The sequence below is a fragment of the Ralstonia mannitolilytica genome (assembly GCF_000954135.1).
GTDB classification, from domain to species: Bacteria; Pseudomonadota; Gammaproteobacteria; order Burkholderiales; family Burkholderiaceae; genus Ralstonia; species Ralstonia mannitolilytica.
Genome location: NZ_CP010799.1, coordinates 1054346 through 1071113 on the forward strand (window position 1 = coordinate 1054346; position 16768 = coordinate 1071113).

The window sequence follows — 16768 nt, forward strand, 5'->3', positions numbered from 1 at the left end:
GATTTTGCTTTATGGTGCGCCCTTACCACGCACCCTGTACGCTCTAACGACGTAAGCGTGCGGCGCGGCTTACATCCGGAAGTTGTCGCCCAGATAGACTTTGCGCACATCCTCGTTTTCGATGATCTGCTCGGGGCGGCCGGCGGCCAGCACGGTACCTTCGCTGATGATGTAGGCGTGATCGCAGATGCCGAGCGTTTCGCGCACGTTGTGATCGGTGATCAGCACGCCGATGTTGCGGTCCTTCAGGAAGCTCACGATGCGCTGGATTTCGCCCACGGCGATCGGATCCACGCCCGCAAACGGTTCATCGAGAAGGATAAAACGCGGCGACGAGGCCAGCGCGCGGGCAATTTCCACGCGGCGTCGCTCGCCACCCGACAGCGACAGCGCGGGGTTGTCGCGCAGGTGCGCGATCTGCAGGTCGTCGAGCAGCGCGTCCAGGCGGCGATTGACCTCATCCTGCGACAGCTTCTTGCCGTCCTGCTCCTGCAGCTCGAGCACGGCGCGGATGTTCTCCTGCACGTTGAGCTTGCGGAACACGGAGGCTTCCTGCGGCAGGTATGACAGCCCCATGCGGGCGCGCTGGTGAATCGGCAAGCGGCTGATATGCTGGCCGTCGAGCACGATGTCGCCGGCGTCCAGCGCCACCAGCCCGACGATCATGTAGAACGAGGTCGTCTTGCCCGCGCCGTTCGGGCCGAGCAGTCCGACAACCTCACCGCTTTTCACGTCGAGCGATACGTCCTTGACCACCGTGCGCGTGCCGTAGCGCTTCTTCAGATGGCGGACCACCAGTGTGCTGGAGGTCGTGGCCTGCGGCGCGACGGTTTTGGGGGCGAGTGCGGTGGCGGACATAGGCAGACAGGAGAGGCAGCGGTACGGATCAGGGCTTGGCAGCGGGCGTGCTCGTGCGCGGGGCCATGATGGCCCGCACGCGACCCGACGGGTTGGCGGATGTGGCGTTCTCGGCGCCGCCCGAGGCTGTATAGAACTCCTTCTGCCCGTCGTACGTGATGACGGCGCCCCGGATCTCGTCGAGTTGCGTGGCACCTTGCAGGCGCTCCATGCGCGCGCGGCTGATCAGCTTGGAAATTTCCTGCTTGCCGTCGTACTCGATGCGCTCAGCCCATCCCTGGATGTATTCGTCGACGTTGTCGCGCTTCTGGCGGATGAACGCCAGGTTGCCCGGCTTGGACGTAGCCACGGCGTAGTTGTAGCCCTCGGGGTCTGTTCGCAGCTCGGCGGCGTCGGAGCGCAGCACCATGGTGCCTTTGGTCAGCACGACATTGCCGGTCAGGTGGTAGACCTGCTTCAGATCGTCATAGCTGGCGTTGTCGGCTTCGAGCACCAGTGGCTTGTCGCGGTCGGCGCGCTCGGCGTGGGCGGGCAGGGCCGGGAGCAGCAGCGCGGCCACGATGGCCAGGCCGGTGGCACGGAAGGAGTGGGTCATGGAGATCACGTCGGAGAAGGGCGCGGTCGATGGGCGCGGTCTGGTGCGGGCGTGGAGTTTACTGCTTTGGCGCTCCCAGCCCCTCGATTCGGCCGCGCACGTTGCCCAGCAATTGTACTTGGCGCGTCACGTTGTTGAAGACGAGGCCGTTGGCGTTCATGACGGACGGCCCGCGGTGCAGTTCGACCGGCTTGTCGGTGCGCACGATGTCGTCGTTGAGCAGCACCTGGAAGTACGTTGAAGCGGCCGTCATCAGCGGATCCTGGCGCGGGTCCGGCCCCTGCGCACGGACCACCTTGGCGTTGTTGTACAGGTCGATGATGGTGCCTTCGCCGTTCATCTTGCCGAGGTCGGCGCGGGCGGTGACCTGCGGGCGGTCGGGCGCATACACGCGCAGCGCCGGGTACGTGACGTCGTAGGTGAGGTCGTCCTCGTAGTGGTTCATGTGGACGCCGGTGAAGCGGTATTTGGTGGCGCCGGTCTCATCCAGCGCGGTGGCCGAGACGCCGTCCATCGTGTAGTCGGGCGTGTGGCGCTTGGGTTGATTGGCGGCGGCATCGGTTTGCGGCGTGTTGACCTGCACGAGCAGGAACGTGATGCCGCACACGATCCCCATCAGCAGGATCGGCAGCCCGCGCAGCATGAGCTGCAGCACGGAAGAGACGAGGCGTTGGGAGCGTTCGCTGGCCATGGGCTCAGAAAGATTGCGGGGCCTGCAGCAGTTGCGCCAGCAGGGCATCGTAGGCGCCTTGCGCCTTGAGGATCAGGTCGGCCACTTCGCGCACCGCGCCGCGTCCGCCCGTCGCCTGGGCGACATAGTGTGCGCGGCTGCGCAGTTCGGCGTGCGCCTGGGCGGGGCAGACCGCAAAACCGACCAGTGTCATCACCGGCAGGTCGGGCCAGTCGTCGCCCATGTAGCCGGCGTCGGCTGCCTGCAGCTCGGTCGCGGCCAGCAGATGGGCAAACGCCTCGCGCTTGTCGGCCACGCCTTGGTACAGATGCTCGATGCCGAGTTCCCCGGCGCGCCAGGCAACGATCTCGGATTGCCGGCCGGTGATGATGGCCGGCGTGATGCCGGCCTGCGCCAGCAGCTTGATGCCATGGCCGTCGAGCGTGTCGAAGGCCTTGCTGATTTCGCCCTCGGGGCCCACCAGCAGGCGGCCATCCGTGAGCACGCCATCCACGTCGAACACCATCAGGCGCACGCGCGCCGCGCGTTCCATCGCCTGCGGAAAGCGCGCGTCGATATTGCTGTGGACGGGATCGGCCGGTGCGGTCATCTGCGAAAGGTGTCCCTCAGATGACCTTGGCGCGCGTCAGGTCGTGGATGTGCAGCGCACCGACGAGCAGCCCGGCGGCATCGACGACCAGGAGCTGGTTGATGCGGTGCGTTTCCATCACTTCGACGGCTTCGACGGCGAGCTGGTCGGGACCGATCGCGCGCGGATTGCGGTGCATGACTTCGTGCATCGGCACGGTGCGCCAGTCGCGCGGGGTTTCGAGCAGGCGGCGCAGGTCGCCGTCGGTGAAGACGCCGACCGCGCGGCCTTGCGCATCCACCACGGCGGTCATCGCCATGCCCTTGCGGGTGATTTCCATCAGCGCCTGCGACAGCGGCGTGTCTTCGGTCACGCGCGGGATGGCGTCGCCCGAGCGCATGACGTCGCGCACGTGCGTGAGCAGCTTGCGGCCGAGCGAGCCGCCCGGGTGCGAGCGGGCGAAGTCGTCTGCGCCGAAGCCGCGCGCGTCGAGCACCGCCACGGCCAGTGCGTCACCGAGTGCGATCTGCGCGGTGGTGCTCGCGGTGGGCGCGAGGTTCAGCGGGCAGGCTTCGACGTCGACGTGCGAGTTGAGCACGACATCCGCATGCTTGCCGAGCGAGGACTGCGGGTTGCCCGTCACGGCGATCAGCTTGGCGCCCAGCCGCTTGATGAGCGGCAGGATGGCGTTGAGCTCCGACACCTCGCCGGAATTGGAGAAGCCGATGAAGACGTCGTCACGCGTGACCATGCCGAGGTCGCCATGGCTGGCTTCGGCGGGGTGCACGAAAAACGCCGGCGTGCCGGTCGAGGCCAGCGTGGCGGCGATCTTGCGCGCGATGTGGCCCGATTTGCCCATGCCGGACACGACCACGCGGCCGGTGCAGCCGAGCACCATCTCGACCGCGCGCGCGAAGTCGGCGGACACCTGGGATTTGAGGCCCAGCACGGCTTGCGCTTCGATGTCGAAGGTCTGCTGCGCCAGCGCGAGCGCTCGATCGGGATTGAAATTCGCTATCATGGCGGCGAAGTATAACAATAAGCCACGATCCGCTTCCGGCGCGTCGTGGCTGGTCTTGCGGGGGGCAGCGGGGCGTGCGGGCGCCCTGTTTTGCTGCGCCGCGGCAATCCGCTTTCCAACCCGTTTCCGTCCCGTCGCCACGCCGTCATTTTTTGCTCTGCGGCGTCCCGCGCATCGCGTTCTTCGTTTATATCTGGCATCGGTCTTGCAGCGCGCCGCGTGCTGTTGGCGGCATGCGCGTCGCCGGCACCGTTCTGATGCGCGGCATCCGGCCGCCCTGTCCAACCTCTTTCGCCTGGTTTTTTCGCGTCGCATGCATTCGCCGCTGGAGCTCACTCTTGTCTTGTTGGCCGCCGCCGTGATCGGCGTGGTGCTGTTCCGCATGCTGCAGCTGCCGCCGATGCTGGCCTATCTGGTGGTGGGCGTGCTGATCGGGCCGAAGGCGACGGGGCTGGAGTCCGATTCTGCCCAGACGCGCTACCTGGCCGAGTTCGGGGTGGTGTTCCTGATGTTCTCGATCGGGCTGGAATTCAACCTCTCCAAGCTGCGCTCGATGCGGCGGCTGGTGCTGGGGCTGGGCGCGTCGCAGGTGGTGCTGACTATGCTGCTGACGATTCCGGTGTCGCTGCTGCTGTCGTACTGGTATCCGCTGTCGTGGCAGGCAGGGCTGGCGCTGGGCGGCGCGCTGGCGATGTCGTCGACGGCCATCGTCTCAAAGATGCTGGCCGAGCGCCTGCAGCTGGAGACCGAGCACGGCCGCAACATCATCAGCGTGCTGCTGTTCCAGGACCTGGCGGTGGTGCTGCTGCTGATCGTCATTCCGTCGCTCGGGAAGAACCCGAAAGACCTGGCGCTGGCGCTTTCCATTGCCGCGCTGAAGATCACCGTGGCGCTGGTGCTGATCCTGTTCCTGGGGCAGAAGCTGCTCTCGCGCTGGTTCCACCTGGTGGCGGCGCGCCGCTCGCAGGAGCTTTTCATGCTGAACCTGCTGCTGGTCACGCTCGGTATGGCGGCGCTCACGGAGCGGCTGGGCCTGTCGATGGCGCTGGGTGCGTTCCTGGCCGGCATGCTGGTGTCGGAAACGCCGTACAAGCTGCAGGTGGAAGAAGACATCAAGCCGTTCCGCGACGTGCTGCTCGGCCTGTTCTTCGTGACAGTGGGCATGCTGCTGGACCCGCGTGTCGTGCTCGAGCATTGGGGGCTCGTGCTGGCCCTGGTGCTGGGCCCGGTGCTGTTCAAGTTCGTGCTGATCGCGTTGCTCGCGCGGGCGTTCGGCTCCGGGGGCGGCGCGGCGATCCGCACGGCGCTGGGGCTTGCGCAGGCCGGTGAATTCGGCTTCGTGCTGCTCAACCAGATCGACGGCATGAAGCTGATCGATCCGCTGCTCGGGCAGGCCATTCTGGCGGCGATGCTGCTGTCGATGCTGCTGGCGCCGTTCCTGATCCAGTACAGCGACGTGATCGCCATGCGGCTCTCGCGCACGGACTGGCTGATGCAATCGCTGGCGATGACGAAGATCGCCGCGCAAAGCATCGCTACCGAGGGCCACGTCATCATCTGCGGCTATGGGCGCAGCGGCCAGAACCTGGCGCACATGCTGGAGCAGGAAGGCATCGGTTACGTGGCGCTGGATCTGGACCCGGACCGCGTCCGCGACGCCGCGGCGGCCGGCGAACACGTGGTCTACGGCGATGCGGCGCGCCGCGAATCGCTGGTGGCGGCCGGTATCCACCGCGCGGCGGCGGTGGCCATCACGTATGCCGATACGCCCTCGGCGCTGAAAGTGCTGCACCATGTGCAGGCGTTGGAGCCCACGCTACCCGTGATCGTGCGCACCATTGACGATGCCGACCTGGACCGCCTGCAGCAGGCCGGCGCCACTGAGGTCGTCCCGGAGATCATCGAAGGCAGCCTCATGCTGGCCTCGCACGCGCTGGTGCTGCTCGGCGTGCCGCTGCGCCGCGTGGTGCGGCGTGCCCAGGAGATGCGCGACGCGCGCTACAGCCTGCTGCGCGGCTACTTCCACGGCCAGGACGACGAAGAAGACATGCTCGAGCGCGAGGCCGTGCGGCTGCATTCGGTGCCGCTGGTCGAAGGCTCGCCCGCCATTGGCCGCAAGCTCGGCACGATGGGGCTGGAGACGTTCAAGACTTCCGTGACGGCGATCCGGCGGCAGGGGATTCGCGCACTCGATCCGGAGCCCGATACCGTGCTGGAACAGGGCGACATCGTCGTGCTGCGGGGCACGCCGGAAGGGCTGCAACTGGCGGAGGAGCGCCTCTCGCCGCGCTGAAGGCCGGGCCGCCTATTTGGTGAGCGCTTCCAGCAGCGGCCCACGCGAGCGGCGCGGCGGTGGCGCATCGGCCATGCTGGGCGGCAGCCCGTCGAGCACTGCCGCGGCATCGAGCGAGCGGATCGACACCCGTGTGTCAGCCGGAATACGGCCCTCCTGCTGCAGCATCAGGTAGCGCAGGCAGCAGACGCGCAGGAACGACGCAAAGTTCGCCACTTCGCCGCGCCGCTCCAGCAGTTCGTCGTAGAGCTTGCTGATGAGCTGGTTGACCGTCAGGCCGTCACGCTGGCCGATCTCTTCAAGCACCTCCCAGAACAGGCACTCCAGCCGCACGCTGGTTGCCACGCCATGCAGGCGTAGCGAACGCGCGAGGCTGTCGTACGAGTGAGGATTGGCGCGGATGAAGATTTCGCACATGGCCGGGGCTCCTGAAGGCGCCCGCGGATCCGGTACCGGCGGGCAGCCGGATCAGTGTAGGACCCGCGTGCCCAGGACTTCAAGAAACTGTGCAAGCCAGGCCGGATGCGCCGGCCAAGCGGGCGCCGTGACGAGCTTGCCGTCGGTATGGGCCTGGTCGACCGGGATGTCCTTGAAGGTGCCGCCCGCCGCCGTGACTTCAGGGCCACACGCCGGATACGCCGAGCACACCTTGCCCTCCAGCACGCCCGCCGCCGACAGCAACTGCGCGCCGTGACAGATGGCCGCGATGGGTTTGTCGGCCTGGGCGAAGTGCCGGACGATCTCCAGCACGCGGGCGTTCAGGCGCAGGTATTCGGGGGCGCGGCCGCCGGGCACGAGAAGTGCGTCGTACGTGGCCGGATCGACGTCGGCAAAGCCGGCGTTGAGCGTGAAACGGTGGCCGGGCTTTTCGGAGTAGGTCTGCGCGCCTTCGAAGTCGTGGACGGCGGTGGCCACGGTGTCACCTGCCTTCTTGTCGGGGCAGATGGCGTGGACGGTGTGGCCCACCACCTGCAGCGCCTGGAAGGGCACCATGACTTCGTAGTCCTCCACGTAGTCGCCCACCAGCATCAGAATTTTCTTAGCCATTGCCGTGTCTCCTGTATGGTTGCGGTTTGCCCATTGTGGTTCGGCGCCATTCGGCCCGGGTGGTAGCCCATTACCGCAGACCACGTTTTCCCCGCTTTTTGCTTCTGCCATGAGCCAAGTCCCGCACCCTCAGGCGGCGTTGCTGACGCCGTCGTCCGTTCCCGCGTCTACCGAGCTGGGCGACGTGTCGCGCTACCTGCGCGACCGCATCCGCACAGTGCCGGACTGGCCGCAGGCCGGGGTGATGTTTCGCGACATCACGCCGCTACTGCAGGACCCGAAGAGCCTGCGCGTGCTGGTGGATGTGTTCGTGCACCGCTACATGGGTCAGGGGCTGAGCCTGGTGGCGGGCATCGACGCGCGCGGCTTCATCCTCGGCTCGATCGTCGCGTACGAGCTGAACCTCGGTTTCGTGCCGATCCGGAAGAAGGGCAAGCTGCCGTTCACGACGGTGGCCGAGGAATACATGCTCGAGTACGGCAGCGCCACGGTGGAAATTCACGCCGATGCCTGCAAGCCCGGCGACCGCGTCCTGCTGATCGACGACCTGATCGCCACGGGCGGCACCATGATGGCCGGCAAGCGCCTGCTGGAGCGCCTGGGCGCGACGGTGGTGGAGGGCGCGGCGATTGTCGACCTGCCAGAGCTGGGCGGGTCGCGCCTGCTGATCGAAGGCGGGCTGCCGCTTTTTACGGTGTGCCGCTTCGACGGCCATTGAGCGCGCCCGGGCGATGCCTGCGCCGCGTATGCTCATGTGACAAAAATATGACGCTCTGCCGCCGTGCGCAGTAGCATGGACCCTTTCCGCGCTTCCTTTCCGATCTGGCCGAGAGACGCCGATGCCACACGTAGTGCTGTTCCTGCTGACTTCCATTGCCATCACCGTGATGCCCGGGCCGGACAACCTGCAGGTCATCGCGCGCGGCGCAAGCCAGGGCCGCAAGGCAGGGCTGGCAGCCGCGGCCGGCTTTGCGTCCGGCTGCCTGTTCCATACGACGCTTGCGGCGCTGGGGCTCGCTGCGGTGCTGCAATCGTCGCCGCTGGCATTTCAGGCGATCCGCTGGCTGGGCGCGGCTTACCTGGTCTGGCTGGGCCTGCAGGCGCTGCGCAGCAAGGGTGGCGTCGGCCTGAAGAATGCTGGACCGCAGGCGGCGCCGGACCTGTGGCAGGTGTACCGTCAGAGCGTGGTGGCCAATGTGCTCAACCCGAAGGTGACGCTCTTCTTCGTCGTGTTCCTGCCGCAGTTCGTTGACGCGCAGGCCGGCCATGCTGCGTTGCAGATGCTGTTGCTGGGCGGCGTGTTCATGGCGCAGACCGTCGTCGTGTTCAGTCTGTACGGCTGGTGTGCGGCAGCGCTGGGCGGCTGGATGCGCCGCACGCCGCGCGCGTCGCTGTGGCTCGATCGGGTGAGCGGCTGCATCTTCATCGGACTGGGCCTGCGTGTGGCGCTGACCAAGTAGCGCAACGGACTTCCATGTATACGCTGCTCAAACTGCTTTCCGGCGTGGCCCTGCTGGTGTGGGGCACGCAGACCGTCAAGGTCGGCATGCTGCGCCTGTACGGCGCCGACCTGCGCCGCCTGCTCTCGCGAAGCGTGTCGAACCGGTTCTCGGCGCTGCTCGCGGGCATCGGGGTGACGTGTCTCGTGCAGAGCAGCAATGCCACGGCCACCATCGTCGGGGCGTTTGTCGCGCAAGGGCTGATGAGCGTGTCGGCGGCGCTGGCGATCCTGCTGGGCGCGAACGTGGGCACGGCCATCATGGCCCAGGTGTTTGCGCTGGACCTGTCGTGGCTGTCGCCGCTCCTGATCTTCTTCGGCGTGATCCTGCACCTCTCGCGCAAGGGCAGCCCGGTCGGGCACTTCGGGCGCGTGCTGATCGGCCTCGGGTTGATCATGATGGCGCTGGAGCTGATTTCCGTGGCCTCGAGTCCGATGGTCGAAGCGAATGCGCTGCGCGTGCTGCTTGGCTCCATCTCGTCGGACACCGGCCTGAACATGCTGATTGGGGCGGTGCTCACGCTGCTGTGCTATTCGAGCCTGGCGGTGGTGCTGTTCTGCGCAACGCTGGCGACGTCGGCGGCGGTGTCCGTCAAGGTGGCGTTTGCGATTGTGCTGGGGGCCAACATTGGCAGCGCCGTGGCCGCGCTGGCGACCACGCCGTCATCGAGCCAGGCGGCGCGCCGGGCCACGCTCGGCAACCTGCTGTCGCGGCTGCTCGGTGCGGCGCTGGCGCTGCCGTTCCTCGGCACGCTGGCCGAACTCGCGCCGCATGCGGGGGTGGCGCTGCAGCATATGGTGGTGGCGTTCCACGTGGTATTCAACGTGGCCCTGGCGGCGCTGCTGATCGGCCTGACCGACCACATGGCCCGGCTGTGCGGGCGCATCCTGCCGGGCGGCGCGCATATCGACGACCTCGTCGCGCCGCGCTATCTCGATCCTTCGGCGCTGGCCACGCCAACGTTGGCGCTGGGCAATGCCGCACGCGAAGTGCTGCGCATCGGCGACCGCGTCGAGCACATGCTCGACAACACCCTGCGCGTGCTCAAGACGAACGACGCGCGCCTGCTGCAGACCACCCGCGCCATCGACGACGAGGTCGACGCGCTGTACACCGCCATCAAGCTCTACCTCACGCAGCTGAGCCACGAGGCGCTCGATGCGCGCGAGGGCAAGCGCTGGGCTGACATCATCTCGCTCACGATCAACCTTGAGCACGCCGGCGACATCCTCGACCGCCTGCTGCAGGATGTGCGCGAGAAGAAGATCGCGCACAAGCTGGCGTTTTCCGAGGCCGGCATGCACGAGCTGGAGGACATGCATGGGCGGCTGGTCGTCAACCTCAAGCTTGCGCTGTCGGTGTTCCTGACGGGCGACCTGCGCAGCGCCCAGACGCTGATGCTGGAGAAGGCGCACTTCCGCGACCTGGAGAAACGCTACGCGCGCAGCCACCTCACGCGCGTGTCGGCGCAGACGGCGGAGAGCATCGAGACGAGTTCGCTGCATCTGGACATCATCAGCGATTTCAAGCGGCTGAACTCGCTGTTCTGCGCGGCGGCGTATCCGGTGCTGGATGAGGCCGGGGTGCTGAACCGCAGCCGGATGAAGGACGCGGACGAAGTCGACGCGGAAGCCGCGCCGGCCAGCCACTAAGACAAAAGCGCAGCCGAAGCTGCGCTTTCTGTTTGCCGCATCGCCGTGCTTACTTGCGTTTGAGCAGCGGCGCCAGGTACTTGCCGGTAAAGCTCGCCTTGTTCCGCGCCACGTCTTCGGGCGTGCCCTTGGCGATGATCTGCCCGCCGCCCGCACCGCCTTCCGGCCCAAGGTCGAGCAGCCAGTCGGCCGTTTTGATCACGTCCAGATTGTGCTCGATGATGACGATCGTATTGCCATGGTCACGCAGCTTGTAGATGACCTTGAGCAACAGCTCGATGTCGTGGAAGTGCAGGCCGGTGGTCGGCTCGTCCAGGATGTACAGGGTGCGGCCCGTGTCGCGTTTCGACAGCTCGAGCGACAGCTTCACGCGCTGCGCTTCACCGCCCGACAGCGTGGTCGCCGATTGCCCCAGGCGGATGTAGCCAAGGCCAACATCCAGCAGCGTCTGCAGCTTGCGGCGCACGACTGGCACCGGCGCGAAGAACTCGTGCGCCTGCTCCACCGTCATCTCCAGCACTTCGGTGATGTTCTTGCCCTTGTAGAGCACTTCGAGCGTTTCGCGGTTGTAGCGCTTGCCGTGGCACACGTCGCACGGCACGTACACGTCGGGCAGGAAGTGCATCTCGACCTTGAGCACGCCGTCGCCTTGGCAGGCCTCGCAGCGGCCGCCCTTGACGTTGAACGAGAAGCGGCCCGGGTCGTACCCGCGCTCCTTGGCCGCCGGCACGCCAGCAAACAATTCGCGGATCGGTGTGAACAGGCCCGTGTACGTGGCCGGGTTCGAGCGCGGCGTGCGGCCGATCGGCGACTGGTCGACGTTGATGACCTTGTCGAAATGCTCGAGCCCCTCAATGCGGTCGTGCGGTGCCGGCTCCGGCGTCGAGCCGTACAGATGGCGCGCCACCGCGTGATACAGCGTGTCGTTGATCAGCGTCGACTTGCCCGAGCCCGACACGCCCGTGATGCACGTGAGCAGCCCGATCGGGATGTCCGCCGACACGTTCTTCAGGTTGTTGCCCGTGGCGTTGATGATGCGCAGCCAGCGCTCGTCGTCCGGCGCCGTGCGCTGCTTGGGCACCTCGATGCGGCGCTTGCCCGACAGGTAGTCGCCCGTGAGCGATGCCGGCGATTGCTCGATCTGCATCGGCGTGCCCTCGGCGATGATCTGACCGCCGTGCACGCCGGCGCCCGGGCCGATGTCCACCACGTAGTCCGACGCGCGGATCATGTCCTCGTCGTGCTCGACCACCAGCACCGAGTTGCCGAGATCGCGCAGGTGCTTGAGCGTGCCGATCAGGCGGTCGTTGTCGCGCTGGTGCAGGCCGATGGACGGCTCATCAAGCACGTACATCACGCCGGTCAGCCCCGAGCCGATCTGCGACGCCAGGCGGATGCGCTGCGCCTCGCCGCCCGAGAGCGTATCGGCGCTGCGCTCCAGCGATAGGTAATCGAGCCCGACGTTGTTCAGGAAGTTCAGCCGCGCGGTGATCTCCTTGACGATCTTGTCGGCAATCTCGCGCTTGGCGCCGTGCAGGTTCAGCGTGAGGAAATACGTGAGCGCGTCGCGCAGCGGCCAGCCGTTGATCTCGTAGATGCCGCGGGCCTGGTCGCCTTCGCCCACCTTGACGAAGCGGGCCTCGCGGCGCAGGCGGGTGCCGTGGCACTCCGGGCACGCCTGGTTGTTCTGGTACTTGGCCAGCTCCTCGCGCACGGCAATGGAGTCGGTCTCCTTGTAGCGCCGCTCGAGGTTCGGGATGATGCCCTCGAACGCGTGCTCGCGCACCGTCGTCTTGCCGCGTTCGTTGATGTACGTGAACGGAATCTGCTGCTTGCCCGAGCCGTGCAGCACGATCTGCTGGATTTCCTGCGGCAGCTCTTCGAACGGCACGTCGATGTCGACGTCGTAGAACGCCGCCAGGCTCTGCAGCATCTGGAAGTAGAACTGGTTGCGGCGGTCCCACCCCTTGATGGCGCCCGAGGCCAGCGACAGGTTCGGGAAGGCCACCACGCGCTTCGGATCGAAGAACGTGATCTGGCCCAGGCCGTCGCAGTGCGGGCAGGCGCCCATCGGGTTGTTGAACGAGAACAGCCGCGGCTCCAGCTCCTGCAGCGAATACGAGCAGATCGGGCACGCAAACTTGGAGCTGAAGACGTGTTCGCGGCCCGTATCCATTTCCAGCGCCACGGCGCGGCCGTCGGCCAGGCGCAGCGCGGTTTCGAACGATTCGGCCAGGCGCTGCTTGAGCTCCGGGTTGACCTTCACGCGGTCGACCACCACGTCGATCGAGTGCTTGTCGTTCTTCTTCAGCCTGGGCAGGTCGTCGACCTCGTAGACCCGGGCCTCGGCCTCATGCGCGGTGCCGCCGCCCGAGCGCACCCGAAAGCGCACGAAGCCCTGCGCCTGCATCGCCTCGAACAGGTCGACATGCTCGCCCTTGCGGTTGACCACCACGGGCGCCAGGATCATCAGCTTGGTGTCGGCCGGCAGCGCCAGCACGGCGTCCACCATTTGTGACACGCTCTGCGCTTCCAGCGGCTGGCCGTGGTCGGGGCAGTAGGGGGTGCCGGCGCGCGCATACAGCAGACGCAGGTAGTCGTGGATCTCGGTGACCGTGCCGACGGTGGAGCGCGGGTTGTGGCTGGTGGCCTTCTGTTCGATGGAGATGGCCGGCGACAGGCCTTCGATCAGGTCCACATCCGGCTTTTCCATCAGCTGCAGGAACTGCCGCGCGTAGGCAGAAAGTGACTCGACATAGCGCCGCTGCCCCTCCGCGTACAGCGTGTCGAACGCCAGCGACGACTTGCCCGACCCCGAAAGCCCGGTGATCACGACCAGCTTGTTGCGCGGCAGATCCAGGTTGATGTTCTTCAGGTTGTGGGTACGGGCCCCACGAATCTTGATTTCGTCCATGTGTGGCTGAATGCGGCTCAATGCGGCGTCGGGTGCGGACCGCCTGCGGCAATCGGCGGGAGGGGGTGGAAAAGGGTAAGCCTGCTAATATACCGAACTTCGGTTTTGCCGGTGTCCGCGCCCAGATGGGGCGATTGGCGAGGCCGTTCAAGTGTCTTTGTCGCCGCATTCCTTTCGTGTGTTCTGCGGCGGTTTCCGCGCCATGTCTTCCGCTTCCCCGTCCATGACTTCCGCTTCCGGCCGCATGACCGGCCTCGAGCTGCGTGCGGCCGCTTCGCTGGCCGGCATCTTCGCGCTGCGCATGTTGGGCCTGTTCATGATCATGCCGGTCTTCGCGGTGTTCGCGAAAACGCTGCCCGACGGCAACAACACGCAGCTCGTCGCCTTCGCCATCGGCGTGTACGGCCTGACGCAGGCGGTGCTCTACATCCCGTACGGCTGGCTGTCTGACCGCTTCGGGCGCAAGCCCGTCATTGTTGCGGGCCTGGTGATCTTCGCGGTGGGCAGCCTGGTGGCGGCGTTTTCGCACAGCGTCGCGGGCATCGCCGTGGGGCGGGCCATCCAGGGCGCGGGAGCCATCTCATCGGCGGTGATCGCCTTCGTGGCCGACCTCACGCGCGAAGAGCACCGCACCAAGGCCATGGCCATGATTGGCGGCAGCATCGGCGTGTCGTTTGCCGTGGCCATCGTGAGCGCGCCGGTCATCTTCCGCTGGGTCGGCATGCCGGGGATGTTCCTGGCGATTGGCGTGCTGGCCATCGTCGCCATCGGCGTGGTGATGTGGGTGGTGCCGAATGCGCCGCGCCCGCCCGCGCACGTGAAGGCGCCGTTCCGCGAAGTGCTGCACAACCCCGAGCTGCTGCGCCTGAACTTTGGCGTGTTCGCCCTGCATGCCACACAGACGGCCCTGTTCGTCGTGCTGCCGCACATGCTGGAAGCCGCCGGCCTGCCCGTCGATTCGCACTGGAAGATTTACCTGCCGGTGATGGGCGTGTCGTTCGTGCTGATGGTGCCGGCCATCATTGCGGCGGAGAAGCGCGGCAGGATGAAGGCCGTGCTGCTCTGCGCCGTCGCGCTGGTGATGGTGGCGCAACTGGCGCTGGGCGAAGTGCATCCGACGCTGGCGGCCCTGTCGATCGCGCTGCTGGTCTACTTCCTCGGCTTCAACGTGCTGGAGGCGTCGCAGCCATCGCTGGTGTCGAAGTACGCGCCGGGCGTACGCAAGGGCGCGGCCATGGGCGTATACAACACGACGCAGGCCCTGGGCCTGTTTGCGGGCGGCGCCGGCGGCGGCTGGATTCTGCTGCACGTGGGGCAGCATGCCGTATTTTTGACCTGCGCGGCGCTGGCTTTGGCGTGGCTTATAATCGCCAGCCCCATGCAGATGCCGGCGTTGCGTCGGCACTAGGGTCGGCATTCAGCGCTACACTTTCAGTCGGCCTTTTTTTCGTTAGCCCTTTACGGCGGCATCCCTTCAATTACCTTCGGAAACTCATCATGGCGTCCGTCAACAAAGTCATCATCGTCGGCAATCTCGGTGCCGACCCGGAAACGCGTTACATGCCCAGCGGCGACGCCGTCACGAACATCCGCGTGGCCACCACGGACCGCTACAAGGACAAGGCCAGCGGCGAAATGCGCGAAGCCACCGAATGGCACCGCATCGCCTTCTTCGGCCGCCTGGCGGAAATCGCCGGCGAATACCTGAAAAAGGGCTCGCAGGTCTACGTCGAAGGGCGCCTCAAGACCCGCCAGTGGGAGAAGGACGGCCAGAAGCAATACAGCACCGAAATCGTCGCAGAGCAGATGCAGATGCTCGGCGGCCGCCAAGGCATGGGCGGTGAGGGCGGTGGTGGCTACTCGCGCGGCGGAGAAGGCGGCGGTGGGGGTTACGGCGGCGGCCGCAGCCAGGGCCAGGGCGGTGGCGGCGGCTACTCGCGCGGCGGCGAGGCCGGTGCCGGCCAGGGCGGCAGCGCACGCCGTCAGCCCGCGCCGTCGAATGGCTTCGAGGACATGGACGACGATATCCCGTTCTGACCAACGTACCCGTCAGACAAAGGAAGATTCCTCCCTGAGCTTTGTTGGGTAAAAAAAACTGAATGCAGGGCGCCGCTAGGGCGCCCTTTTTCATTGGGCAGCCCGCCCACACCGGATTGGTCTGTGGCAGTAGCCCCACGGTCGGCGCTTGGGAAGCGCGGCATGAGCAAACTTGTGCCTACCTCGCTCAACTCGACCGCGTTGCGGCGTCCACCGGCACGTTCGATGACCGCGCTTGCGTGTGCGGGAACGGACTACAGCCACCAGCACGCCAGTTGGTTGAGACAAAAGGCTGCCGTATCTCTCATATTTGATATACTTATCAAGGTTGATAGAATCGATTTTTTGAGCAGCGGGTCTCCGGCGGCGTAGCGGCTGGGCACATGGTTGGCGCGGCAGCAGACATGCCCCGCCTCCCGCGGGCGGCGAGCCCGGAACTCGAACCCGAATTTGGCAGGCATCCGCAATGAGCATACTTGGTCGCTGTATTACGATTTCGATTGCCACCTTTTCTTGTGCAATTGCCGGCGTCTATGTGCACAAGCTGTTTCCGGCAGATATCAGCCTGTCTGAAGATATCATCAAATCTGTTTCAGGTTTGATCGGCACGCTGTTTGCCATCGTTCTAGGCCTTCTCGTATCTTCTTCCTACGCCACGTTCAACAATCATCAGGCCGATTTCAATTCCTTGATCAACGCCGTGGGGAATATTGATCTTCTGCTCAAGCAATTTCCCGGCGTCTCCGATAAGCCAAGGACAATGCTGCGCCGGATGGTCGTTCGCCTGCTGCAACGATATTGGTCGGATCAGGGCAGCCAGCAGGCGACAGAGGTAAGCTACGCGCACCTTTCCGGGGACGTCGAGACGATGCTGGAGATCAACAGGATCTCCGAGGGGTTTGAAGCCGTCACCCGCGACGACCTTAACGCTATCCGCCAGTTTTCCAGCAACTTTATTGCCATCCAATCGAATATCGTCAGGAGTCTTTCAAATCAGGTGCCTGCACTGCTTCTTGTCATTGTGTTTGGCTGGGCCTGTCTGCTGTTTTTTCTTTATGGAAGCCTCAGTGGCGGCAATATCGTCGGAATACTGTTTATATTGTTGGGCGCCGTCGCTATCGCAAGCGCCAATTTCTTGATACTGGAACTGACCCATCCGTATCAGGGCCTGTTCAAGGTCTCCAGCGCCCCATTCGACCTGCTGCTGCGGTCCATGATCCAGGAGGGCGATGCGTCGGGCCACGACTGACCCCCGGCTGTCGCGGGCGCTGCGACACAGACCCAGGGGCACGATCCGATGGGCGATATGCGCCCCGGGGCGCTAGTCGCTCTCACAAGGCTTCTTGAAGACATGTTTCACGCCGCACTTGGTCGCATGCGCCGCGTTCTTCACGCCATGGCCCACCGCGCGCGCGGCGTTGGCCGTGGCATGCCCGACTTCCTTTGCTGCATGCCCCGTTTTGCGCGCCGCTTCTTTCGTGCCCTGCTTGATGTCCTGCTTGGCCTCAGAGAGGTCAGCGTGGGCGAGCGCACTCCACAGCGCGAGCAGCAGCGCGGGGATCAAAAGCAGACGGCTTTTCATACGGAATCCTC

16 protein-coding genes are annotated in these 16768 nt (G+C 65.7%); 7 read left to right on the forward strand and 9 right to left on the reverse strand.

Annotated features, from left to right (window positions below):
* Positions 1-69: 69 nt before the first annotated feature.
* The 5 genes from lptB to TK49_RS05120 are packed head-to-tail and all read right to left on the reverse strand — an operon-like array spanning position 70 to position 3733.
* A complete protein-coding gene (gene lptB / locus TK49_RS05100) occupies positions 70-858 on the reverse strand; it encodes an LPS export ABC transporter ATP-binding protein (RefSeq protein WP_045785735.1) in 789 nt (262 codons plus the stop codon).
* A 28-nt stretch (positions 859-886) separates the two neighbouring features.
* Positions 887-1453, reverse strand: a complete 567-nt coding sequence (lptA, locus tag TK49_RS05105; protein WP_045785736.1) for a lipopolysaccharide transport periplasmic protein LptA — start codon at positions 1451-1453, stop codon at positions 887-889.
* A gap of 58 nt (positions 1454-1511) precedes the next feature.
* Entirely contained in the window at positions 1512-2144 is a 633-nt protein-coding gene (gene lptC, locus TK49_RS05110) for an LPS export ABC transporter periplasmic protein LptC (protein WP_045785737.1), read from the reverse strand.
* 4 nt (positions 2145-2148) lie between these two features.
* Entirely contained in the window at positions 2149-2733 is a 585-nt protein-coding gene (locus TK49_RS05115) for a KdsC family phosphatase (protein WP_045785738.1), read from the reverse strand.
* Between the two features lie 16 nt (positions 2734-2749).
* Complete coding sequence (locus tag TK49_RS05120; RefSeq protein WP_045785739.1) at positions 2750-3733, reverse strand: KpsF/GutQ family sugar-phosphate isomerase; 984 nt, start codon at positions 3731-3733, stop codon at positions 2750-2752.
* A gap of 313 nt (positions 3734-4046) precedes the next feature.
* Here TK49_RS05120 and TK49_RS05125 point away from each other — a divergent pair, with 313 nt between their 5' ends.
* Positions 4047-6026 carry a monovalent cation:proton antiporter family protein gene (locus tag TK49_RS05125; protein WP_045787755.1) on the forward strand — a complete coding sequence of 660 codons (1980 nt, stop codon included), beginning with the start codon at positions 4047-4049 and terminating at the stop codon, positions 6024-6026.
* Positions 6027-6038: 12 nt separating this feature from the next.
* On the opposite strand, the gene TK49_RS05130 is transcribed toward TK49_RS05125, so the two are convergent.
* Together TK49_RS05130 and TK49_RS05135 are read right to left on the reverse strand one after the other, a co-directional pair.
* Positions 6039-6443 (reverse strand): ribbon-helix-helix domain-containing protein, encoded by a 405-nt coding sequence (locus TK49_RS05130; protein WP_045785740.1) that lies wholly within the window; start codon positions 6441-6443, stop codon positions 6039-6041.
* A gap of 51 nt (positions 6444-6494) precedes the next feature.
* Positions 6495-7073 (reverse strand): DJ-1/PfpI family protein, encoded by a 579-nt coding sequence (locus tag TK49_RS05135; RefSeq protein WP_045785741.1) that lies wholly within the window; start codon positions 7071-7073, stop codon positions 6495-6497.
* Positions 7074-7182: 109 nt separating this feature from the next.
* Between TK49_RS05135 and TK49_RS05140 the strand changes: the two genes are divergently transcribed.
* From TK49_RS05140 to TK49_RS05150, 3 genes are all read left to right on the forward strand, one after another.
* Entirely contained in the window at positions 7183-7791 is a 609-nt protein-coding gene (locus TK49_RS05140; RefSeq protein WP_045785742.1) for an adenine phosphoribosyltransferase, read from the forward strand.
* Positions 7792-7912: 121 nt separating this feature from the next.
* Positions 7913-8533 (forward strand): LysE family translocator, encoded by a 621-nt coding sequence (locus TK49_RS05145; protein WP_045785743.1) that lies wholly within the window; start codon positions 7913-7915, stop codon positions 8531-8533.
* A gap of 14 nt (positions 8534-8547) precedes the next feature.
* Positions 8548-10224 carry a Na/Pi cotransporter family protein gene (locus TK49_RS05150; RefSeq protein ID WP_045785744.1) on the forward strand — a complete coding sequence of 559 codons (1677 nt, stop codon included), beginning with the start codon at positions 8548-8550 and terminating at the stop codon, positions 10222-10224.
* Positions 10225-10273: 49 nt separating this feature from the next.
* On the opposite strand, the gene uvrA is transcribed toward TK49_RS05150, so the two are convergent.
* Positions 10274-13138, reverse strand: a complete 2865-nt coding sequence (uvrA, locus tag TK49_RS05155) for an excinuclease ABC subunit UvrA (protein WP_045785745.1) — start codon at positions 13136-13138, stop codon at positions 10274-10276.
* Between the two features lie 244 nt (positions 13139-13382).
* On the opposite strand from uvrA, the gene TK49_RS05160 reads away from it, so the two are divergent.
* The 3 genes from TK49_RS05160 to TK49_RS05170 all read left to right on the forward strand — a co-directional run bounded on the left by TK49_RS05160 (position 13383) and on the right by TK49_RS05170 (position 16424).
* The gene (locus TK49_RS05160) at positions 13383-14546 is read left to right on the forward strand and encodes an MFS transporter (RefSeq protein WP_045785746.1); all 1164 of its coding nucleotides are present in this window, start codon (positions 13383-13385) and stop codon (positions 14544-14546) included.
* 89 nt (positions 14547-14635) lie between these two features.
* The gene (locus TK49_RS05165; RefSeq protein WP_045785747.1) at positions 14636-15175 is read left to right on the forward strand and encodes a single-stranded DNA-binding protein; all 540 of its coding nucleotides are present in this window, start codon (positions 14636-14638) and stop codon (positions 15173-15175) included.
* 466 nt (positions 15176-15641) lie between these two features.
* The gene (locus tag TK49_RS05170) at positions 15642-16424 is read left to right on the forward strand and encodes a bestrophin-like domain (protein WP_045785748.1); all 783 of its coding nucleotides are present in this window, start codon (positions 15642-15644) and stop codon (positions 16422-16424) included.
* Between the two features lie 72 nt (positions 16425-16496).
* On the opposite strand, the gene TK49_RS05175 is transcribed toward TK49_RS05170, so the two are convergent.
* Complete coding sequence (locus TK49_RS05175; RefSeq protein WP_045785749.1) at positions 16497-16757, reverse strand: hypothetical protein; 261 nt, start codon at positions 16755-16757, stop codon at positions 16497-16499.
* Between the last annotated feature and the right edge of the window lie 11 nt (positions 16758-16768).